Origin of the sequence: Paenibacillus polymyxa M1, from assembly GCF_000237325.1 — a bacterium.
In the GTDB taxonomy this organism is placed as follows: Bacteria; Bacillota; Bacilli; order Paenibacillales; family Paenibacillaceae; genus Paenibacillus; species Paenibacillus polymyxa_C.
Genome location: NC_017542.1, coordinates 485005 through 507284, shown reverse-complemented (window position 1 = coordinate 507284; position 22280 = coordinate 485005). Strand labels below are relative to the sequence as shown.

Below are 22280 nucleotides of genomic sequence, written 5' to 3'. Positions count from 1 at the left end.
GGGAACTCCGGTTCTAAAAGGATATTCATGAAACAAACTACAATTGTCTTACTAAAATTGTTCTTTTGTAAAGGAATTGGATATGACAACAAACCAAAAAAATGCCCAGTATGTCTGGAGCGAAGATCCAGTTGCAATTATATGTACACCCTCTGCTTTTGCTAAAAAATCCCTCTTTTATATACAGGAAATAGGCTATTTCAAAACAGATGCTTATGTAATGGAACGGCAAAAGCTCACCTCTTTTTTGCTCCTTTTTACTCTGTCCGGAAGAGGGGAATTACAATACCGGGGCAAGGATTATATATTGAAACCTCATGATATGCTTTTTATTAATTGCGAAGAATATGTACAGTACAAAACTTCCTGTCAGAAGACATGGGAGTTTATTAGTGTGAATCTATATGGCAATCTTATTGACCATTTCTACGAACAATTCGATAAACACAATAAGCCTGTAATTTCACTACAGGATTCAAGTGCAGTATTGGACAAGCTGCGCACCTTATTACATGTACAGCCAGAACGAAGCTTATCCTCTGAGCTGCTCTCATCCAGGATAATCGTTGACTTGTTAACGATTATTTTACAGCACCCCTACACCAATCCCAACGCGAATTCAGATGGAACGGCAGAGGTGCGCAAGGTAAAGCAATATCTGGATCAATCCTATTGCGAACGGATCACGCTGGATTCGCTAGCAGAAATGTTTGGTCTAAACAAGTTCAACCTAGCTAAAAACTTTAAAAAACAGATTGGCTTTTCCCCTATTGAGTATCTTATTAATGTTCGTATCACGGCTGCTCAAAGCTGGCTTAAAACTAGTGATGTAGCTATTGTGGACATCGCACAATATGTGGGCATTCCCAACACAAGTCATTTTATCAATCTGTTCAAAGAACACATTGGAGAAACGCCTCATTCCTATCGCAAAAAATGGGGAAACCGTATAAAATAGGTCTTATGTATAATCTGCAAGCTTGCTTTGTCGATAAATAGCGAAAATCTGAGATTTAAACTTGCCTAATAGAGTACCTAACTGATAGAATAATAGTACAAGCTATTCAGGATAAATGGCAAACTTGTCGAAAGGCAAGGACGCAAAGCTACAGGGCCTTCTGTATGATGGCAGCCAGCTACCGGTTGAAGTGGCTTTTTGTCGTGCTTATTTTTCCCGAAAACTTTATACGAAATGGCAAACCTGTCGAAAGGCAGGGACGCAAAGCTATAGGGCCTTCTATTGATGATGGCAGCCTGGCCACCGAAAGGAAGTTTTTTATGGGGAAAATGATACTTTCCACACTTCTCCTATTTTTCATGCTGTCCGCAATTCTCTTAAATTCGACAATTTACGCTGCTGATAGTGTTGCATGGTTGGACCAAAACAATGTAAATCATGGGACGGTCAGTGTGCGCTACCCTGTTAAACCTAACGTTAAAACCAAGATTTTGGTTACCAAAGATGCACAAAAATACTCTTATAATCTAACACCCGGGAAATCCGAAGAAGTATTTCCTCTCCAAATGGGTAATGGGAACTATAACATCAGTATTTTAGAACAGCTTAGTGGTAATCAATATAAAGTGATAGGACAAGATACGATCGAGTTAAAGCTAAACGATAGCAAAGCGGTGTATCTTAATTCCGTTCAAAATATTAACTGGAGTAGTACTAATCAAGCGATTCAAAAAGCCCGTGAGTTAACCCAAGGTGCAACAACGGATCGCGAGAAGCTGCAAAAAATCTATGACTACGTAATTAGTCATATCAAGTATGACTCCAATCAGGCCTTTGCCTTAACGACTGACTATCTGCCACAAATTGATCATACGTTAAGCTCTCAAAAAGATATTTGTTATGGTTATGCTTCACTGATGGCTGCTATGTTACGAAGTGTAGATGTACCAACCAAGCTGGTTATGGGCAAATCTTCCTACGTGGACACTTATCATGCCTGGAATGAGGTCTACATCGATAATCAGTGGGTGGTCGTAGACACTACAGTAGATGCAGCACTTTATATGGGTAAACAGAAATTCCAAATGGTCAAAGATCCCTCCAAATACATTAAAACAAAGCAATATTAATATCAATGTTTTTAATTCATATTTTTAAAAAATGAAAAAATAGAACTACATTTCTTGAAGAGCCTTGATCACATGATCAAGGCTCTTTTTCTATCCTTGTTGAGAAATTGTTGAGATGTGGCATGTATTCTAGTCCAGGAAGACAATGAGATTTCCAACCATTATCTAATTTCGAGTCAAAAGGAGGAGGTTCATCCCCGAACATGAATTTTCATAAATTCTGAACAAGTAATTAATGCGGCTAACATAGCATCATATGAATGAATGATGAATATATAAATACAGTTCTCTCGACCTCGAAGGAATAACCATTAGCCGTTAAATAAGAGTATTTTAAGAATAGGAGATTTGTTTACCGTATGAGAAAAAAATGGAATGCAGCAACGGTTGCGCTATTGCTCTTTTTGCAGTGTTTGTTCAGCACAACACAAGCTTATGCACAAAATCCCGACTCTACTCTGCCAGTGACCCCAGGAGCCGATCCGGTTCAGAGTGTGACTAACGATGTTTATCCAATGCCCTCAGAGCCAATTAACATCCCACCTGCTGTCCCGGCTCCAGCCCCTGAACCAACTGCTGGCTCAACTTCTGAAGTTAGGGCAACTCAAGAAAGTATTTTAACCAAGCTAACCCTTACAGATTCTACTGGAAGTGTTATTGATGCAGTGTATAATCCCGATAGCCGTATTGATATTGGTTCCGCCATCCATTTAGGCTATGAATGGGAACTGCCGAACCATACGTATAAAGCTGGAGACACCTTTACCTTTCAATTACCTGAGCAATTCCAAATTTACACAGATATTATGTCTCCTTTGACGAATACAGATGGAGAAGTAGGTCATTTTACCGTAGACCGTCAAGGTAAAGTGGTTATGACATTTAATGATTACGTAGAAAGCCACTCTAATGTCAGCGGTAAGCTAGAGATCAAAACTGAATTTAGCACACAAATAGAAAAAGGCAGTACACAAGTTATTATTGCGATCCCGATCAAAGGCGGCGAGCAAACGGCTATCGTAAATATTAAGCCTGCAGCTGGTCCTACAATGGAGAAACAAGGAAAGTTTGATGGAAAAGACCAAATTCATTGGACAGTTGACGTAAATAAACACTTGGATCCTATCAAACACGCTGTAGTAACCGACCCAACTCCCCAAGGACTAGAACTAGTCAAGGACTCCATCCGGGTAAACCATTTACAAATTAATGTGAACGGAACCACCGTGCTGGGGGACACTGTTAGCGCAGATAAGTATACAGTAGAGACTGATCCGGTTGTGCCGGGCTTTATAATCCGTTTTAACGAGGAGAGTATTAACAGCGCCTACCGTATTCAATATTCCACAAACATAACAAGCGAGGATACTCGTTTCTCCAACACAGCCACTTTTTCAGGGGACGATGTGAAGGATACGTCCGCAACAGCTACAGTCACTGTTCAACGCGGGGATTTTTTAAGCAAAAAAGTGGAGAAATACGACCCAGTCACTCAAACGATCTCATGGGCAATCAAATATAATTTTGCCAACAAAAAAATTCCCGCAGCTAAAGCCGCGTTAAGTGACCGTTTTAATAACAGCCAACAACTCATCATAGATTCACTTAAAGTGTATAAAGGGGATACACAGGATGAGCTCCCTGCATCCCAATACAGCGTCACTCCAGTTATTGACGATCATGGTACCAATGGTTTCAATCTGCTTTTCAATACGGATATTGAAGCCCCATATACCATCCGTTATCAAACAAAGGCTATAGATCGTGTAGTTAAAAATAGTAAAATAAAGAACAGTGTAACTTCTGATGGGGTAACAAAAGAAACAACCACCGAACTGAAAAGTATAATTATCACCAAAGGCTATAAGGAACCGAACTATAACACCAAAACAATTCCTTGGGTCATTTCTATTAATGCGGATAAGTATACAATGGATCAAATCGTTATCGACGATGCCTTTCCGAATGGCAGTCTGGCCTTATTGCCGAACACATTGAAGATCCAAAGCGCGGACGGAAAAACAACACTAACATCACCGACAGACTACGAACTGATCCCTCTTACGCTGGATTACAAAAAAGGGTTCACTATACGTTTTCATAAAAAGATTCAAGACACGTACACCATTAACTATACAACTACCTTTAACAACGAATGGAAAATCGACAAAACCAAGCCGGACTTTTGGAATAAAGCCTCTATCACTTGGTTATACAACGGAACAACACAAACTGCTGAGGCCGAAGCTCGATTATGGCCGGACAATATGACCCAGCAAAATGGGGCGAAGTCAGGTAGTTACAATGCCAGCTCCAAGCAAATTACATGGGACATTAAGGCCAACTATAACCGCAAAACTCTCAATTATGCTGAGATTAGAGATACCTTGTTACAGGGCCAAAAGTTGGTCCCAAATTCTGTTAAGGTATACGATATGACCCTGCTTGGATGGTGGAATGGCGTACAGAAAGGGGCCGAAGTACCTTCGAGCCAATATACTCTGGTTTTACCTTCCGCCGCTAACAACAACGAACTGCGCATCCAGTTTAACCAGTCCATCAACTCTCCTTACTGGGTCACTTTCCAAACAACATTGGAAGGAGAGCTTATTGATAAAGAGATTAACAATAACGCTCTGCTTATGGATGGAAAAAATGTAGATTCGGAATGGGCTGCCAAAGTGACTGTGCCCCACGGTGGAGAATACGTGACAAAGTCTGGTGCTCAGAATGGAAATAAAATCGATTGGAACATCCATATCAATGAAGGGCAATCCCATGTTTCCAATGCGAAGATCGTGGATACGCCCAGCAATAATCAAATTCTGATTGAAGATTCCTTTCATCTATACTCCACCAAAGTGTCTGCCAACGGAGAAGCTGTTAGGGACACTGAGTTAGTCAAGGATCAGGATTATAAGCTAAAAATAACAACGACTGCTCAAGGTCAGCAATCCTTTGAGCTTGCCTTTGCGAAGGCTATATCATCGGGTTATATTTTGCAATATCAATCCTTTCTTCAAGCTGAAGACAAGGCAAAAGTGAGCAATAAGGTTAATTTCGAGGGCGACCGTTTGACCACCGAAATCAGGGAAACAAGTAAGGAAATTACCGTGCGCACATCCTCTGGTTCAGGATCAGGAGGAGGAGTTACGGGAAGTCTGGAGATTACCAAAGTTGATGAGGACGATCACAATAAGGTTCTATCCGGGGCACGTTTTGCACTCTATGACAAGAATCAGAAAAGAGCACCTCTTGTCCAAACTACCAATTTGGACGGGAAAATCGTATTTTCTTCATTGAGTTATGATGACTACATCCTGGAGGAGCTTACTGCTCCTGAAGGCTACAAAATAACAGCGCCAAAAACAGAAATCAAAATAGATACAACTATCAAACAAAGTTCAGGCATTAAACAAATCGTAATCACCAACAAAAAAGACACTCCTGTTGATCCGGGTCCGGGTACACCTACTGATCCAGGTACGCCTACAAACCCAGGTACGCCTACCGATCCGGGTACACCTACGAGTCCGGGCTCAGGCAAAAAACATGATAAGGACCCTGAAATAACTGAACCTCCGGCGACGCCTGTTACGCCCGTAACAACCGAAGAGCCGAAAATTATCGAGGATGAGGATGTTCCGTTGGGCGTTCCGGTTATTGAACAGCCACCTGTAGAACCAGAGGCGCAACCATCCGCTGAACCAGGGGTGCAACCTGAGACACCGGAAGCCGATCCTCACCAGGAGCCTTCTCCGCCCGTGAAGATTGAAGAAGACCCAGTACCTAAGGGTGTAATCCGCCTACCAGCAGAAAAACCAGAGAATCCAAGTGATCCGGGTCATACACCCAAGGTGGATACATTGCCAAAGACAGGAGAAAACAGTCCTGCTCCCTTCTATGTAAGTGGCATGTTCTTAATTCTTCTGGGGGCCTATCTGGGTTATAGACGAACGCATAAAAAATAAATAACATTTTATAATCAAAAATCCCCTTCTCAACTCATCATTTCAGCGAGAAGGGGAATTATTTTACATGTCCGATCTATGGATTACTGTATTAGGAGGCTTTTCAATTGCGAAAGCTGGCATACGTGAGCATCATATTAGGAATCATCATCATGTTATTTCCTACCGCTAATGAATGGTTGGAAGATCAAAAGCAAAAAGAGCTATTACAGGAAGCTGAATCATTATCAAATACAGATACATCGACACTGACTCCCGAAATGATGAAAGGCTATACAGATTTGTCCAATTGGCTGACAAATACTGCAGCAGCGGATGGGCCACAATTGTCACAAGCCACTCCCCCATCGTCGGCTTCAGAGCAAGCCCCAATCGCTACAATCCAGATTGATCGTATCGGGCTGGAACTTCCTGTACTCGAAGGTGCAACCCAACAGCATATGAGATATGCAGCCGTACATATGTCGGAAACTGCGACACTCGGCCAGGTGGGGAATGCTGCCATAGCCGCTCATCGCTCACGAACAACTGGACGTTTATTTAACCGGCTTAATGAGGTGAAAATCGGAGATCAGATTCTAATTCACACTCGGGGTGAAAAATACGTATACAAGGTCTACAACATTTCAGTCGTCACTCCTTCAAATGTCTCCGTTTTAAAAAGCATCAAGAAACAAAAGCTTCTCACACTAATTACCTGTGATCCTCTTGTAAATCCGACACATCGACTCATCGTTCATGCCAGACAACTAACCTAATGCCGCTAATAGAAGCGGAATAACCTATAAACTATATTGGTGGTGACCCTATTGAGTATATCTTTAACAGCCTTACTTCTAATCGGTCTAACTTTGGCGCTGTGGATATATACGTTAATTTTTTTGCATTCTGTGATGATGGAAAGAAATTTGCTGCGGAAACTTGCCTATCAGGACCCTGTAACGGGTCTGTTCAATCGGAATGCACTTGAGCTATTTTGGAAACGAAGCAACGGCAAAGAAGGCTTTGCTATTATGTATCTTGATCTGGATGGATTCAAAGCCATTAATGACACATATGGACATCAAATCGGTGATAAGCTGCTCAGACGGGTAAGCGATCATTTACTCCAGGTAACAAACTCCCATCAGAAAGCTTTTCGAATCGGTGGTGACGAATTTCTACTCATTATGAAGGATTATGATGCCGATCAGGTCACAGTTCTGGCAGAACTGCTGCTGCAAAAAATCAGCGTTCCTTATAACATCCAGGGAATCAATCTTCAAGTTACAGGTAGCATCGGGATTACTATGCATCCTTCTCCGAAGAAGCCCCTACCTTCTTTACTGAAAGAGGCCGATATCGCCATGTACCAAGCGAAAGGAATGGGGAGAAACCGCTATGCTGTATACCAGAGGATCAGACAGAGGCCAAACGTCAGATCATATGGTACTGCACGAGTGATAAAGTTTGCAGCTGGTTTTCGAAAAAAAACAAAGATCCAAGGTATACAACAAATGGCAACTCTCTAACACTAACAAAAATACCCGTAACAACAAATCAGGCGGGTAAGTCCTGTTTATCCAGGATTATACCCGCCGATAAAATATTCCTACTCCACCTTACCTTTGGCAATCAGCTTGAAATCATCAAAGTGGAATCCTGGTGCAACAACACAGGTTACCAGCACAGGCTCATCCCCCAGCGGACGTGCCGTTTGCCATACAGTTCCTGGTACGAGTGCTTGTGGATGTTGTCCTGCCTCCACATCTGCGCCAACGATAATTACCGTTTCTTCGCCAGGTTCTTCTCCGCTTCCACCCAATTTTAACTCTATAGGGCTTCCACTATGGTACAACCACAGCTCGTCAGAATGGACCACATGCCATTCGGAGAACTCACCCGGATGCAGCAAGAAATACGTAGACGAAGCTGCAAAGCGCGGACCGGAATACACATCCGGCAGTACAGGCTTCGGAATTTGAAAATTGGCCTTCCACATCTCTTTGTACCAGCCGCCTTCTGGATGGGGCTCCATGCCCAATGCCGTGACTAGCGGTGAAATAGCTTTCGTCATTGTCTATCCTTCCTTTACCCTAAATTCCTTCTTCCCTACTGTAAAACATAGCGCTGCTTTTGTCACGTTTCTCCCTCTGCATGTCGAGGTTTCATAGTTTATGTCAAAATAAATAACATTAAATTGTGGATATATATTCGTTTTCATCATATAAATAACAAATAACTAGTATAAAAACAGTCAAAAACACTTTTCACGTAAAGTTTATTGACATAAAATCTTGTTTTTTATTGTAAGCTTATAGTATCATGAGAGAAATTTCGAAATTCTAATAGAGCTTAATCATGTCAGTCTGTCTACTAAGCGATGTATTCAAGTCAAAAAAAGGGGTGAGCTCTCTGATCCAATTTCGCAATGTCAACAAGCATTACGGTCACTTTCATGTACTTAAAGACATCAATCTTCAGATTAAGGAGGGCGAGGTCGTTGTCATCATCGGTCCCTCCGGCTCAGGTAAAAGCACCCTGCTTCGCTGCATCAATCGTCTGGAAACGATATCTGATGGGGAGCTAATCGTTAACGATGTCCCCGTGCATGACAAAAAGATTGATATTAACGCCTTCCGCCGCAATATCGGGATGGTATTTCAACATTTCAACCTGTATCCCCACAAAAAGGTGATTGAGAACATTGTACTGGCACCGATGAAGGTACTGGGTATCCCGAAAGAAGAAGCTATTCAAACTGCCCTCACCTATCTGAAGCGTGTCGGAATTGAAGAAAAGGCACAGAGCTACCCCGCCCAATTGTCCGGTGGACAGCAACAGCGGGTTGCAATTGCCCGTGGACTCGCAATGAATCCGAAAATTATGCTGTTTGACGAGCCGACTTCAGCTCTGGACCCCGAAACGATCGGAGAGGTGCTGGATGTCATGCGCTCGCTTGCCCATCAAGGCATCACGATGGTCATCGTCACTCATGAAATGGGCTTTGCTCGTGAAGTGGCTGACCGCGTGATTTTTATGGACAAAGGACAGATCTTGGAAGACAGCCAACCTGCTGAGTTTTTTCAGAATCCGGGTGAAGAACGGGCTCGCCTGTTCCTGAGCCGTCTGATTCATCATTAAACAGACTATTATTAATGGAATAAAAATTGAAAGGGGATCATTGTAATGAGAAAAAGATTTCAGTGGAGTACTTTGGTGCTGGTTGCATTAACCTGTCTGCTCGTCTTGGCAGGCTGTGGAGGTAAGCAAGAAGCAGCAACGTCAGGAAATGAAGCAGCAGCTTCCAACGGGCTGGAAGCCATCAAACAGCGTGGAAAACTGGTCGTTGGGGTGAAGTACGACACCAAGTTATTCGGACTAAAAGATCCGGCTAGCGGGAAAGTCGAGGGCTTTGATATCGACATCGCCAAGGCTGTAGCCAAGCATATTTTTGGTGATGAAACCAAGCTCGAACTCAAGGAAGTCACGTCCAAAACACGAATCACCTTACTGCAAAATGGGGACATCGACGCTATTATCGCCACGATGACCATTTCGGATGAGCGCAAAAAACAGGTCGATTTCAGCGATGTCTACTTTAATGCAGGGCAATCCCTACTCGTGAAAAAAGGAAGCCCGATCACCGGTCTGGAGTCCCTGACACCCGATACCAAGGTACTCGCTGTTAAAGGCTCTACCTCCGCAAAAAATATCCGCGAAAAAGCGCCCAAAGCAACGATTTTAGAGTTCGAAAACTATCAAGATGCCTTCAACGCCCTTAAGGCAGGTAAAGGGCAAGCGCTGACGACCGATAACTCTATTCTGCTTGGCATGCAACAGCAAGATCCGAATTATACCCTAGTAGGTGGGAACTTCACAGAGGAACCTTACGGCATTGCAGTGAAAAAGGGGCAGACCGAACTGCTGCAAGCCATTAATGATACGATCAAGGAACTGAAAAGCAATGGTGAATACGATAAGCTGCATGAGCAATGGCTTGGGGTTAAACCCGAATAATGATCTTGTGAAGGAGCCGCGATTGCGTGCTCCTTCCTTTCTTAGCTCTGAAAAAGGAGGTATACCCGTAGATGCTAACTTTTGATATCAACGTACTTTTCGATCATGGCGACCGTTTCAGAGAAGGCTTGCTTCATACCGTTCAAGCTAGTGTTATTGCCTTGATCGGAAGCTTTATTCTGGGGGCTATCATTGCCATCTTCCGAATTGCGCCTTTTAAATGGCTAAACTGGATCGGTACTGTCTATGTAGAGGTCATCCGCAATATTCCATTGCTGATTGTTGTACTGTTTTTTTATCTCGGTCTTCCCACTCTGGGCATCCCCTTGGACGGCTTTGTATCTGGAACGCTTGGATTGACTGTGTACACCGCCTCTTTTATTGCAGAAGCTATACGTGCCGGCATTCAATCTGTACCCAAGGGACAATTTGAGGCGTCAAGGTCCTCCGGGTTGAATTACAACCAGACGATGATCAGCATTATTTTACCGCAAGCCATTAAAATTGTACTGCCTGCAATCGGCAATCAATTCATCAATCTGGTTAAAAACTCTTCCGTACTGGCCATTGTGGCTGGACTGGATCTCATGTATTACTCGGATCTCATTAACTCAGATACCTTTCTGCCCATCACAGTCTATGCGATCACGGCGCTGCTATATCTTGTATTGACGGTTCCGCTCAGCTTTCTTGTGCTATATATGGAGCGACGCTTGTCCAAAACATCCTAAGGAGGGAAGCCCGCATGGATTTCGGTGGATTGTTTGCATGGCCTAATGTGCGTTTTATACTGGAGGGCTTCCTGCTCACGCTGGAGGTCGCTATTTACTCTATCATATTCAGCTTCGCTCTCGGTATTGTGTTCGGCATCCTGCGCTATACCCGTATACCTGTCCTTTCACAGGTTGCAGCCTTTATCATTGATCTGATTCGCAACCTGCCCTTATTGCTCATTATTTTCTTCATCGGCATGGTTTTGCCATCCATCGGATTATCGATTTCCCTCAAGTGGGCAGCCATTACAGGACTGTCGATCTTCGAGGGAGCCATGATTGCCGAAATTGTACGCAGCGGTCTCAATTCGGTTCATAAAGGACAGCTGGAAGCCGCACGCTCCTCCGGTCTAAGCTATTCTCAAACCTTATGGCATATCATTCTACCCCAAGCGCTTCGTCGCATGGTACCTCCTATTGTCAGCCAGTTCATTTCCCTATTCAAGGATACCTCACTGGCTGTCATTATCAGTTTGCCGGAGCTGACGCATAACATTCAGATCGTCGGTGGACAAAATCAATCTTTTGTCATTCCAGCTCTGCTGTTCGCCGCTTTCCTGTACTTTGCCGTTAATTACAGTATGTCACTGATTGCACGCAGGCTAGAAGTTCGTACACATTAAAGCACGTAGTACTCATCAGGGTTGCCACTAGTTGGAACACTCTGTTAGTACAGTTTGTATCTTTTCAATCAATCGCTTCACTGCTTCTCCCTGGTAACGGTCAGACCGATAAATCAACTCTAGCTGACCTTGGGGCACGCCACGCAAAATAGGTACCGTGCAAAAAAGTGAACGATCCAGTTCGGCCGCAAGGGACTTCGTCTGTAGGGTTACGGCAAGTCCCTCCTGCACCCAGCGCAGGATTGAAGGTATAGAATTTGTTTCCAGGACGGTTGCAAAGGGATACCCGCGATCAAGGAAGCATTTCTCAATCAGCTTCCTGCCGGGATGGCACTCTGGCTGCATCGCCCAGGGTACATGCCTCAATTCGTCCAGCATAAGGGAAGAACGATTGGAAAATGCATGATTTACGGGGACAATAAGACAGTAGTTCTCTGTGCGAAGAGGAAGCTGGACAAGCCTTTCATCTGTACCCGAATGTAGGGTGATGCCAACGTCCACACGGTTATCCAGCAGCTGTTCTGTTACATCAAAGGATGGACAGATGTGCAAGCTGATTTTAGGAAATGACCGATGAAAGTGGGCAAACATCTCTTGCAACGACTCCTCTAGCTCCGGTAATGCGATACCAATCCGTAAACTGCCGCGTTGCTCGGTACGCAGTTCCTCAATAGAAGCCTTCGCTTGCTGTAAATCTTTGAGCGCATGCGCACTGTGTTGCAGCAGCAGTTTCCCGGCATCTGTCATTTTGATTTTCTTGCCTGCACGGTCAAAGAGCGTCATGCCCAGTTCCTCTTCCAGCGCCTTAATTTGCAAGCTAAGCGTGGGTTGAGAGATACCGATCTTTTCCGAAGCCTTCGTAAAATGCAGTTCCTCGCATACGGCTATGAAGTATTGAAGCTGACGTATTTCCGTCTTCCTTCTCTCCCTTCGAGAATCCCCAGAAATGTTTGCATGAACAGGTCAAAAGAAGCGCGAGATCGGATCAATCCGGTTCGCGCTTCTTCAGGTTATTGCGCTTTTTTAGATTATTGGGCTACTTCTGCTTTTTCCGCAGTTAACGTAATATTCGCAAACGCGTCTGCATCGTACTCCTTGCCGCGGGTAATATCGTAATTGGCTACCCGATTATTTACTGCCTCCAATGAGTAACGGAATAACGTCGGTACAATCGGCGCCTCCTCGCTCATATACGCCTGCCACTGATTGTATATATCTTTACGATAATTGTCGTCAAAGGCTTTTACAGACACTCCTTCCTGCAACAGCTTATCATTCTCTTCACTGGTAAAACGCGAGTAGTTAAAGCTGGCTCCGCGTCCATACAGCCCACTAGGGTTTACATCTGTACCTGTACTCCATGCGCCGCCAAAAATATCAATGCCCGGGTCATCCTTCTGCACACGGTCATAGAAAGAATTGAACTCCAGCAGACGACCGTCCACCAGTTCGACATGAAGCCCGACATCCTTCCAATTTTGCAAATAAAACTTAGCCAGCGATTCGGCCGTCGCATCCCCGCTCATTGCTGCATAATGGAGCACCAGTTCCTTGCCCTTAGGGTCTTCACGGTATCCATCTCCATTGGTATCCACATATCCTGCCTCGTCCAGCAGCTTTTTCGCCTTGTCTGGATCATACGCAATGCCCTTCGCATTCACATCATGGTATCCCTTGAAGGCGGGCGGGATCAGGGATGTCGCAGGAGTCCGAAGCCCATGATAGAGCTGCTTGCCAACCTGCTCATTATTCAGCGCATAGCCAAGGGCCTGACGCAATGACTTGTTCGCCAGCTTGGCGTTCGGGTCCATGATATTTAGACTCTTGGCCTGATCGAATTTGCCAAGCTTAAAGCCTACATAACTATAAGATAATTCCTCCTGACCGAGAAACTGTACATTTTTCGGATTACTGGCCTCATTGTAACGGGTAGTCGGATAGCTGGCCCAATCGATTTCTCCGCTTTTCAACGCCTCAGTAATGACATTCGGATTCACAACCTTCAGATGAAGGCCATCCAACTTGGGCGCACCGCGGAAATAATCTTCATTTTTGACGAATTCCACAGATTCACCTGTGACCATAGATTTAATTTTGAATGGCCCATAGCCAATCGGATTTTTACGGACAGGGTCAGATCCAGCCATATCCTTTACGGGAATGTTCCGGAATACCTTCTTCTCCAGTGGTGTGGACCAAAGTCCCGACTTTACCGAAGGATTAGGTTCCTTAAAATGAATGGTAACCTCTTTCTCATTCAGCACCTTGATGCCAGAAATGGTTTTGGCCTTGCCGGCGTGATAATCTTCCATACCTACAATGTTGGTCATAAAACTATCATAACGTGGGCCTTCATAGTCTTTGTGGCCAATCACTTCATAGGAAAAAGCATAGTCCTCTGCCGTTACGGGATTACCATCTGTCCAGTTCAGTTTGGGATCAATTTTGACAGTTACCGCCTTATTGTCTGCGGAAAAGGAAATCGTCGCCGCTCCTTTATCGTCAATATTCAGATTGGAATCAATCGAAAACAGGGAAGGGTAGAAAAACTGGAAGACTTCAAAATCCGGATTCCCATCATAAAATACAGGATTCAGAATACCTTCAAAAGGGGTATCGGACACGAGTGCATAATTGATGATGCCGCCCTTAATCGGGGGGTTATCGTTCTTGACCGCCTTTGCCAGCGCAGTCGCATTCACCTGCTTGCTGTCGGCCCCTGATCCACCTGTACCGTCAGACGATTTTGCTCCATTCGAAGCGGAAGGCGAGCCGCTACATGCAGCCAAAGAAAGCACCAAAATGGCAGATAGAACAGGCAGAATTCCTTTTTTCCAGCGTTTAACCATTGTAAACCCCTCCTTGTTGTTGTCCTTATCCTTGAATTTCGGTTTAACCCAATCGTTGTTTGGCATCCGTGGCACGTTTGAGCGCCTGACCGATAAAGTTGATTGCCAGCATTAGCACCAATATAAGCAGTGAGGCAGGCAACCACATCCACCAGTTGTTCTGCAATACATCCGGGTCATTCGCATAACTCACCAGTGTCCCCAAGCTCGGAGTAGATTCCGGCAAGCCAAAGCCGAGATAGGAAAGCCCGGTCTCGATCCCGATATTTCCCGCAAGACTGAGCGTCAGATTAACAATCACAACAGAGCTGAGATTGGGCAGCACACCCAACCAGATGATCTTCCAATTGGGTGTGCCAAGGGTTTTGGAAGCCTGCACGTAGTCCAATTCCCGCTCAGACAGCACCTTGGCCCGGATCAGGCGCGCTTTTCCAATCCATAAAAAGGCAGTCATAATAAAAATAAAGGAACCTATGCCGCTTTTGGGCACAATGCTGACAAATACGATAACCAGCATCAAGAATGGAAGCACCAGGATAAAATCAATGATTCGCATGATGATGTTATCAACCAGTCCTCCATAAAACCCAGCCAGTAAGCCCAGCGTCAAGCCGATGGCGGCGGATAACAAAGTAATCGTAAAGCCAATGGTAAAGGAATTGCGGGCCCCAATGACCAGCTGGCCGAATATATCCCTGCCCGCTCGGTCCGTACCCAGCCAATGCACCGAACCGGGAGCTTCGCGGATCGCACCCAAATCGACCGTCGTGACTACATCCTGATTGACAAACAGGACAGAGGCATATATAAAAATCAAGAACAGAGCCACAAATCCAATGGAAATCAAGGCCATTTTGTCACGTACGAGTTCACGACGCAGTACAGACCAGCTAGACGGTGATTTACGAATGATTTCCGGCGAGAAGACTTCCTCCACCTGCATAGACACCATAATCCCTCCTTTTCTCTAGACTTGTTCTCTATTCAATTCGAATGCGGGGATCGACCTTGCTTAGGATGACATCAGATAAAAGGGTCCCTAATAGTGCCAAGAAGCCGGAGATCATGACCAGTGCGTTCACAACTGAAAAGTCCCGTTGGGTGATGGACTGAAGAAATAGCTGGCCCAACCCCGGATAACCAAAAATAGATTCTAGGAAAACGTTGCCCGCAATCACACCCGTCAGGTCGTAGCCCAAGAAAGCAGCAATAGGTAATAAAGAGTTTTTGAAAATATGACGGGAATAGATCTTTCCTTCGGGTACCCCCTTGGAACGCGCCGTTTTCACAAAATCCTTCAGACGTGTGTCAATGACCTCATTGCGCAAATACTGAATCGTAGCCGTTGTACTGAGTAATGCGCCTGTAACCGCCGGTAGAATGAGGTGATATGACTTATTCACGTAATATGACCATGTCCCCGGCTCTACACCTACATCCACACTGCCGCTGGTTGGAAACCAGCCAAGCCTGAACCCAAACACGTACAACAACAGCAATGCGAGTATAAATAGAGGTGTCGCAAAGCTGAGATAGGTATACCCGACCACGGTTTTATCCAGCAGACTATGCTGATAACGACCGCTGAGTACTCCCAGCGGAATGGCGATCAGATACGTTAGAACCAGAATCACAACACCCAGAAAGAACGTGTTCCCCAAACGACTGCCAATCAAATCGGTAACGCTAATTTTATGTACATAAGATTTGCCCAGATCCCCATGAGCAAGCTGGACGAGCCAGTTCCCATACTGCACCCACACCGGGTCATTCAATCCCAGTCTTTGCCGCTGTTCTTCCAGTGCAGCCGGATTTAGATTGGGAGTTGAAGTGATGAGCCCTGTCAGGGCATCCCCTGGCATAGCCTTAGCTAGGAAAAATATAAGCACACTCAGTGCAAAAAGTTGAGGGATCATAACCAGCAGCCGGCGCATTGTAAATTTCCACATATTCTGTCCCCCCTTATGGTAGCGCGACTTGATGGGATGAACTTACTGACTTTAGTGCAAACGGCTTTCCACTCGCATCTAGATGTTTGGGCAGCTCTGACTTGTAAGAGGATAAAAGCTTTTGCCTTTTTTGAGCATTTTCCAGCCGTTTCGCAGGATCGATACTGGGAATGGTGGCAATAAGCCGCTGGGTATACAAATGCTGTGGACACTCATATATATCTTGCTCGCTCCCCTGTTCCACTAAGCGACCTCGGTACATGATGCCGATTTGGTCACACATATGGCGGATAATCCCCAGGTCATGACTAATGAACAAATACGTCAATTTGAACTCCCGCTGCACATCCTTCATAAAATTAAGCACCTGTGCCTGCACAGAAACGTCAAGCGCTGATACGGGCTCATCTGCAATAATCAGTTTTGGGTTTAATGTCAGCGCACGCGCAATCCCGATCCTTTGCCGCTGTCCCCCGGAAAATTCATGCGGATATTTGTAGGCCGCATCAGCGTTCAAGCCAACCTTTTCCAGCAGCATCTGTACTTTCCGCCGTTCTTCCTCATTACTCAGCCTTTCAAAGTTTCGCAGTGGTTCAGCAATGACATCCAATACGCGCTTGCGCGGGTTAAGCGAAGAATAGGGGTCCTGAAAAATCATCTGAATGTCTCTACGCAGCGGATGGCGGTTATTACGACTCAGAGCCGTAAGATCCTTGCCATTAAAAAGAATCTGTCCGCTCGTCAGCTTATTCAGGCCGATAATCGTTCTTCCTGTCGTCGTCTTTCCACAGCCGGATTCTCCTACTAGCCCGTATGTTTGGCCTGCCTCTATGCTGATCGACACGCCATCCACTGCTTTTACCTGGTCAACGACACGCTGGAAAAAACCGCCGCGCACCGGATAATGAACCTTCAAATCATTTATCTCTAGTAGTGCCATGAGCAGCCTCTCCCTTTGTCTCATCTTCAAAATGAAAATGCTGGTAACATGTACAGCGGACCCAATGGCCGGGAGAAATTTCACTTAATCGGGGATGGTCTTCATGCATTCTCTGCTGAATCCAAGGAATACGCGAAGCAAAGCGACAGCTATTGCGAGGAATATCTTGCAATGAGGGAACAATACCACCGATGACATGCAGCGGTTCTCCCTTGGTATGCGATCCCGGCATGGAGGCTAGCAAGGAACGCGTATACGGATGCTGTGGATGCCGAAATAATTCAAAAACATCTGCGCTTTCCACGATTTCTCCGGCATACATGACCACCACACGGTCGGCTACTTCGGCCACAACGCCAAGATCGTGCGTAATCAGAATAATTCCGCTTCCGGTCTCCTGTTGAAGCTGTTTGAGCAAGTCAAGAATTTGCGATTGAATGGTTACATCGAGCGCAGTCGTCGGCTCATCTGCAATAATAAGAGAGGGTCGGCAAGCTATGGCAATCGCGATCATCACACGCTGGCGCATCCCTCCTGAAAGTTCATGCGGATACTGTTCATACACACGTACGGGGTTGGGTATATCCACGCTTTCCAGTAGCTCCAGTACACGTTCCCTTTTTTGCTTCGTAGATAGGGACGTATGATAATCGAGATTTTCCTCGATCTGCTTACCAATGCACATTAACGGGTTAAGTGCTGTCAGCGGGTCCTGAAAGATCATGCCAATGCCCGCTCCGCGGATTTTATTCATTTGCCCTGAGGAGAGACGGATCAGATCCGTGCCTTTAAAAAGAACCTTTCCTTCGACACGTGTTCGCTCCATGTCATGCAGTTGTGGGATCGAAAGCGCCAGCGCGCTTTTGCCACAACCGGATTCTCCGACTACAGCCAGCACTTCATTGGGATTGACCGTCAGATCCAGATGGTCGACTGCGGGGTGATATTGATCCTTGATGCGAAAAGATACGGATAATCCCTTAATCTCCAACACGGGTTTGATATTCAATGCGCGCTTCCTCCATTCTCCATGGTCTTGTCCCGCTTATTCTCACCATGTTTGATGTTTAAAACCTCTCATGAACATTACATACCGTTTTTGTCGGAATAATTTGAATACATCCTATCACCAGTATATGGATATATCAATTAAGATTATGCTATCAACATCATTTAAAAAATCAATGATCCAGCAGTAGCGCGACTTTCCTGGCACAAAATGTAATCAAATAACCAACCACAGGTTAATTTTCATCACAAAAAAGCCGTTTGATCCCCTACAGAGGATCAAACGGCAAACTAGCACCCAACCACTCACACTGAATTCTTTACGTTTATTACGAAGCCGCCCCATAGGAGCCCGACTTGAACGTTTTTGGATCGTACCATTTGTAGCCTGCTGCTGGAGCAGACCAAGGCTCGGGTTGCGGTTCTGTGGAAGCCGCAGGCTCCTCAAACGGCAGAAGCTTCGTCGGTTGATCCAGCGTTAAACCTGCCACATCGGATAATTTGGTGTAGTCCTGCTTCCACGCAAGCCATTGGACCGTTTGCACCAGGAAGGTGGCATCGTCCACTTCCTTGAAACCATCATATGTCTTTTTCGACTGTCCGTTTTCTTCACGCGCATATTTCGGTGTAGCATCTTCTACAGGGGAAGAATCACCGATAAATGCTGCCTTGCCTTGACCTACCTTGGAGATCGCAGCATAAGGCCCTTCCGCACGGCCTCCGCCGTTATAGACACCCTGGTCTACAGCATTGCCCCATTTATTCGTACCTGTAGGGATATAGGCAATTCCTTTGGCTTTGGTAGGATCAATAATAGCCAGCGTAGATCCCGCATGCATGGCAATCGAGCGTACACCCTTGGTAATGCCAAAGGATTGATCTGCGGCTACAATGTCCGTAGCATTCACGTCACCGAGCGCATTGTAACGGAAACGAACACCAAAGTTGGTTGCCAGCCAATCGGAGCTAGTTAACCCCTGCATCGCCGGTGATGCTGCTTCTTCTGTAGTCATGCCTTTGGCCGGATTAGTATAGGCTCCACGACGGTAGCCATTCATAACCTCAGAGGAATCCCAACGGTTTTTGTTACGGTCCGCATTATAGTGGTCGGAGATGAAGAAGACACTTCCCCCGTTATTCACATATTGCAGCAGGGCAGCCTGCTCGGATGCCTTAAAGGCAACATTCGCTTCACCGATGATGAACACATCATATTGGCGCAGCTTATCATAGGTTATGGCCTGTTCTCCATAAGTAAAAGGAATGGGACGGTTCAGTTGGTCCACTGTAAAACCTACATTACGCAGTCCATTGGCAAAGTCGGAGAAGGCGCCTTCAATGACCCAATCTGCTGCCCCAGCCGTCTGTGCGTGCGTATTATCGAACAGCACCTTTTTACCTTTGCCATCCGGCAGTGTAGTACCGGGTTGACCCGGGTTACCAGGATTAGGCTCGCCAGGTTCACCTGGTTCACCCGGCTCGCTTCCGTTCACCAGTTCAACAGCGCTTGGGCTTTTCACTCCACCAAAATTATTGTAGGCGCCGAGTGTACCCGTCACACGGATTTTGTTGCCAATCAGCTCAGGATGGCCTGTTAGCCCAAATTGCCCTCTGTACGCTGATGTCAGCTGTACATCCAATAGATTAGACGTGCTACGTTCATTGGCCTGGTCGGCAATCAGTACGTTAAAATCATTCGCAAACGGAGAAGAAAAATTAGCCGTTTTCGATCCGGTAGCATGTCCGACGATGTAACCTTCCACCGTCACTGTGCCTCCACTGCCTTGGCGCTGAAGTGCCTCGGCTACTGTCAGTGCTCCCTCCGCTTTGACCTGACCGAATGGAACGAAGATCCCGATCAGCAGCGATACGATCGCTGCCAGATGCAGCACCCCTTTCAAGCGTGAACCTGTGAACCGCAAGCCTTTTACCATACGTCAATATCCCTCCTATAATTCCATAAATGTACTTGTCCTCTATCAGATTAGCTGTCTATCTTCTAATTCCTTCCTGATTTCATCCATAATTATGTAAATTTTAATCTCTTTTATCGGAAACTCGCTTGTTTATGTAAAAAATGAACCCTGCGATTGACACCGAGCACGGCATACATTACGCTAAGAAAGATATGTAGAACGGTATACGCGAATGAAGATGACGGGAGAGTCTGTCCAGGGGCTTACACGCTGGCGGCACCGAAGGAGCAAGACGCCAACACCCGGCTGGCGGATAATCTCTCAGGTCCATGTATCGTCATCTGACGCAACTCTGGAGAGAGCGCAAGCCACCCAAGGGGTAAGGCGGTAAGGACACCGTACGAAACTCTCAGGTAACGAGGACAGAGATAAGGGAAACTTCCTTATCCTGTCCTTTTTTGCGCTCACATTTTACGTCAGCATTAGGAACCGTCATAGCCGCGCAAAAACGCGGAAATACCATATACTATGGTACTAGAACATACAGGGGGCCACACCATGCGTTTCAAAGATGTATTTTCCATTATCGGTCCGGCCATGACCGGACCTTCCAGTTCACACACTGCAGGCGCGGTGCGGCTTGCACGCGTTGCCCGTCACTGGCTCGGGACGCAGCCTGACCGTGCCCGCATGACACTGTACGGCTCCTTCGCCGACACCTACAAAGGACACGGTACAGACCTGGCGCTCATCGCAGGACTGCTCAATTACGATACAGACGACCACCGAATTCCAGATGCCGAGCAATGGGCGGAGCAGGCCGGGATGGCCGTAGAATTTGCCGTCAGCGGACTACCCGCCCCCCATCCGAACACTGTCCGTTTTGAGCTGTGGAAGGGTGAGGATCAGCGTACACTGCTGGGCTCCTCCATCGGCGGCGGCAGCATCCATGTCCAGCAGCTCAATGAATTCCGAGTTAACCTGACCGGGGAGCTGTCTACGTTGGTGCTTCTTCACTCGGATAAGCCCGGTACATTAGGTGCGGTGACTTCAGCGCTCGGCGCCGCTGACATTAACATTGCCTATATGCACGTGGATCGCAAAGGCCGGGATGGAGAAGCACTTACAGCCATCGAAACGGACAGTCTTCCTACGGCTGAATTAATCGCAAAACTACAATCCTTACCACATATGTACGAAATTAAAATGATTAATTTGAAAAAAGGAGCTGAATCTGATGCGATTTAGCCATCTGCATGAAATCAGCGCTATATGCGCTGAGGAATCCACCACGATTGGCCGCCTGATGATTCAAGAGCAGGTACAAGAGACGAATACAACGGAAGAAGAAATTTTCCGCCAAATGTCTGATTATTATGAAGTCATGAAGGAGGCCGTTCATCGCGGTCAGACGCAAGACACTGTATCCCGCAGTGGATTGACGGGCGGCGACGGCAAGCGCTTAGCCGAATATCTGCGGACAGGGGAAACCTGCTCCGGCGATGCCTCCGCGCTCGCCATGGCTTATGCGCTCTCCGTGTCGGAGGTTAATGCGTCCATGGGGCGCATTGTCGCCACGCCCACTGCAGGTTCATGCGGAGTCATCCCCGGTGTGTTCATTAGTGCGCAGGAGCGGTTCGGCTGGGATGATGAGCATATGGTGCACGGCTTGTTCGCAGCCGGAGCCATTGGCTACGTCATCGCCAACAATTCCTTCATTTCCGGCGCGGAGGGAGGCTGTCAGGCTGAGATTGGTTCAGCCATCGGGATGGCCGCTGGCGCTATGGTCGAGCTACGCGGTGGCACACCTGAGCAGGCCGTTCACGCCGTAGGCCTAGCGCTCAAGAACACGCTCGGCCTGATATGCGACCCCGTCGCCGGACTCGTCGAGATTCCGTGTATCGTGCGCAACGGGCTGGGAGCCGTGACCGCACTTGCCGCAGCGGATATGGCTTTGGCGGGTGTGCGCAGCGCCATTCCGTCTGACGAAGTCATTGACGTGATGCTTGAAGTCGGCAGCGCAATGCCGTCAAAGCACCGCGAGACCGCCAAAGGCGGCTTGGCCCAGACCCCCACTGGCAAGCGTTTGACCGAATCCCTTACTCGCAACACATCGGTCAAAAAGGATAAGCCATAATTGGGGTAACCTCCTCTGTATTAAGAA

General features: G+C 46.4%; 19 protein-coding genes, 1 pseudogene and 3 riboswitches. Of the genes and pseudogenes, 11 read left to right on the top strand and 9 right to left on the bottom strand.

The genetic code is table 11. The features are described from left to right. Positions 1 to 82 precede the first annotated feature (82 nt). From PPM_RS02235 to PPM_RS02215, 5 genes are all read left to right on the top strand, one after another. The gene (locus PPM_RS02235; protein ID WP_013369059.1) at positions 83 to 958 is read left to right on the top strand and encodes a helix-turn-helix transcriptional regulator; all 876 of its coding nucleotides are present in this window, start codon (positions 83 to 85) and stop codon (positions 956 to 958) included. A gap of 107 nt (positions 959 to 1065) precedes the next feature. Continuing rightward, a riboswitch (cyclic di-GMP riboswitch) is annotated at positions 1066 to 1144 on the top strand. Between the two features lie 40 nt (positions 1145 to 1184). Next, a riboswitch (cyclic di-GMP riboswitch) is annotated at positions 1185 to 1266 on the top strand. A gap of 12 nt (positions 1267 to 1278) precedes the next feature. Further along, positions 1279 to 2088 (top strand): transglutaminase-like domain-containing protein, encoded by an 810-nt coding sequence (locus tag PPM_RS02230; protein WP_080567849.1) that lies wholly within the window; start codon positions 1279 to 1281, stop codon positions 2086 to 2088. A gap of 359 nt (positions 2089 to 2447) precedes the next feature. Further along, positions 2448 to 6059 (top strand): LPXTG cell wall anchor domain-containing protein, encoded by a 3612-nt coding sequence (locus PPM_RS02225; protein WP_013369057.1) that lies wholly within the window; start codon positions 2448 to 2450, stop codon positions 6057 to 6059. Positions 6060 to 6166: 107 nt separating this feature from the next. Then, positions 6167 to 6817: a class D sortase gene (locus tag PPM_RS02220; protein WP_013369056.1), complete on the top strand. Its 651-nt coding sequence runs from the start codon at positions 6167 to 6169 to the stop codon at positions 6815 to 6817. 51 nt (positions 6818 to 6868) lie between these two features. Next, complete coding sequence (locus PPM_RS02215) at positions 6869 to 7570, top strand: GGDEF domain-containing protein (protein WP_014599412.1); 702 nt, start codon at positions 6869 to 6871, stop codon at positions 7568 to 7570. An 80-nt stretch (positions 7571 to 7650) separates the two neighbouring features. Here PPM_RS02215 and PPM_RS02210 read toward each other — a convergent pair whose 3' ends face one another. Then, complete coding sequence (locus tag PPM_RS02210; RefSeq protein ID WP_013369054.1) at positions 7651 to 8115, bottom strand: cupin domain-containing protein; 465 nt, start codon at positions 8113 to 8115, stop codon at positions 7651 to 7653. 284 nt (positions 8116 to 8399) lie between these two features. Here PPM_RS02210 and PPM_RS02205 point away from each other — a divergent pair, with 284 nt between their 5' ends. From PPM_RS02205 to PPM_RS02190, 4 genes are all read left to right on the top strand, one after another. Continuing rightward, on the top strand, positions 8400 to 9182 hold the full coding sequence (locus PPM_RS02205) for an amino acid ABC transporter ATP-binding protein (protein ID WP_013369052.1): 783 nt from the start codon (positions 8400 to 8402) through the stop codon (positions 9180 to 9182). 45 nt (positions 9183 to 9227) lie between these two features. Next, positions 9228 to 10058, top strand: coding sequence for a transporter substrate-binding domain-containing protein (locus tag PPM_RS02200; RefSeq protein ID WP_013369051.1), 831 nt, complete (start codon positions 9228 to 9230; stop codon positions 10056 to 10058). A 71-nt stretch (positions 10059 to 10129) separates the two neighbouring features. Continuing rightward, entirely contained in the window at positions 10130 to 10789 is a 660-nt protein-coding gene (locus tag PPM_RS02195) for an amino acid ABC transporter permease (RefSeq protein ID WP_013369050.1), read from the top strand. 14 nt (positions 10790 to 10803) lie between these two features. Beyond that, positions 10804 to 11454 carry an amino acid ABC transporter permease gene (locus tag PPM_RS02190; protein WP_013369049.1) on the top strand — a complete coding sequence of 217 codons (651 nt, stop codon included), beginning with the start codon at positions 10804 to 10806 and terminating at the stop codon, positions 11452 to 11454. A 27-nt stretch (positions 11455 to 11481) separates the two neighbouring features. On the opposite strand, the gene PPM_RS02185 is transcribed toward PPM_RS02190, so the two are convergent. From PPM_RS02185 to PPM_RS02155, 8 genes and pseudogenes are all read right to left on the bottom strand, one after another. Then, the gene (locus tag PPM_RS02185; protein WP_231860481.1) at positions 11482 to 12237 is read right to left on the bottom strand and encodes a LysR family transcriptional regulator substrate-binding protein; all 756 of its coding nucleotides are present in this window, start codon (positions 12235 to 12237) and stop codon (positions 11482 to 11484) included. Between the two features lie 6 nt (positions 12238 to 12243). After that, positions 12244 to 12324 (bottom strand): annotated as a pseudogene (locus tag PPM_RS29820) (LysR family transcriptional regulator); the annotation flags it as partial. Between the two features lie 158 nt (positions 12325 to 12482). Next, positions 12483 to 14303, bottom strand: coding sequence for an oligopeptide ABC transporter substrate-binding protein (gene opp4A, locus PPM_RS02180; protein ID WP_013369047.1), 1821 nt, complete (start codon positions 14301 to 14303; stop codon positions 12483 to 12485). Positions 14304 to 14346: 43 nt separating this feature from the next. After that, positions 14347 to 15246, bottom strand: a complete 900-nt coding sequence (locus PPM_RS02175; protein WP_016818864.1) for an ABC transporter permease — start codon at positions 15244 to 15246, stop codon at positions 14347 to 14349. A gap of 37 nt (positions 15247 to 15283) precedes the next feature. After that, a complete protein-coding gene (gene opp4B, locus PPM_RS02170) occupies positions 15284 to 16252 on the bottom strand; it encodes an oligopeptide ABC transporter permease (protein WP_013369045.1) in 969 nt (322 codons plus the stop codon). Between the two features lie 13 nt (positions 16253 to 16265). Next, positions 16266 to 17192 carry an ABC transporter ATP-binding protein gene (locus PPM_RS02165; protein WP_013369044.1) on the bottom strand — a complete coding sequence of 309 codons (927 nt, stop codon included), beginning with the start codon at positions 17190 to 17192 and terminating at the stop codon, positions 16266 to 16268. Continuing rightward, positions 17170 to 18201, bottom strand: a complete 1032-nt coding sequence (locus tag PPM_RS02160) for an ABC transporter ATP-binding protein (protein ID WP_013369043.1) — start codon at positions 18199 to 18201, stop codon at positions 17170 to 17172. The genes PPM_RS02165 and PPM_RS02160 overlap by 23 nt, the downstream gene beginning before the upstream one ends. Before the next feature lie 328 nt (positions 18202 to 18529). Next, positions 18530 to 20134, bottom strand: coding sequence for a DUF6359 domain-containing protein (locus tag PPM_RS02155; protein ID WP_013369042.1), 1605 nt, complete (start codon positions 20132 to 20134; stop codon positions 18530 to 18532). A 214-nt stretch (positions 20135 to 20348) separates the two neighbouring features. Then, a riboswitch (glycine riboswitch) is annotated at positions 20349 to 20463 on the top strand. Between the two features lie 211 nt (positions 20464 to 20674). Between PPM_RS02155 and sdaAB the strand changes: the two genes are divergently transcribed. Further along, on the top strand, positions 20675 to 21364 hold the full coding sequence (sdaAB, locus tag PPM_RS02150; protein ID WP_013369040.1) for an L-serine ammonia-lyase, iron-sulfur-dependent subunit beta: 690 nt from the start codon (positions 20675 to 20677) through the stop codon (positions 21362 to 21364). After that, positions 21354 to 22253 (top strand): L-serine ammonia-lyase, iron-sulfur-dependent, subunit alpha, encoded by a 900-nt coding sequence (gene sdaAA, locus PPM_RS02145; protein ID WP_013369039.1) that lies wholly within the window; start codon positions 21354 to 21356, stop codon positions 22251 to 22253. Before sdaAB ends, sdaAA begins: the two co-directional genes overlap by 11 nt. Positions 22254 to 22280 lie beyond the last annotated feature (27 nt).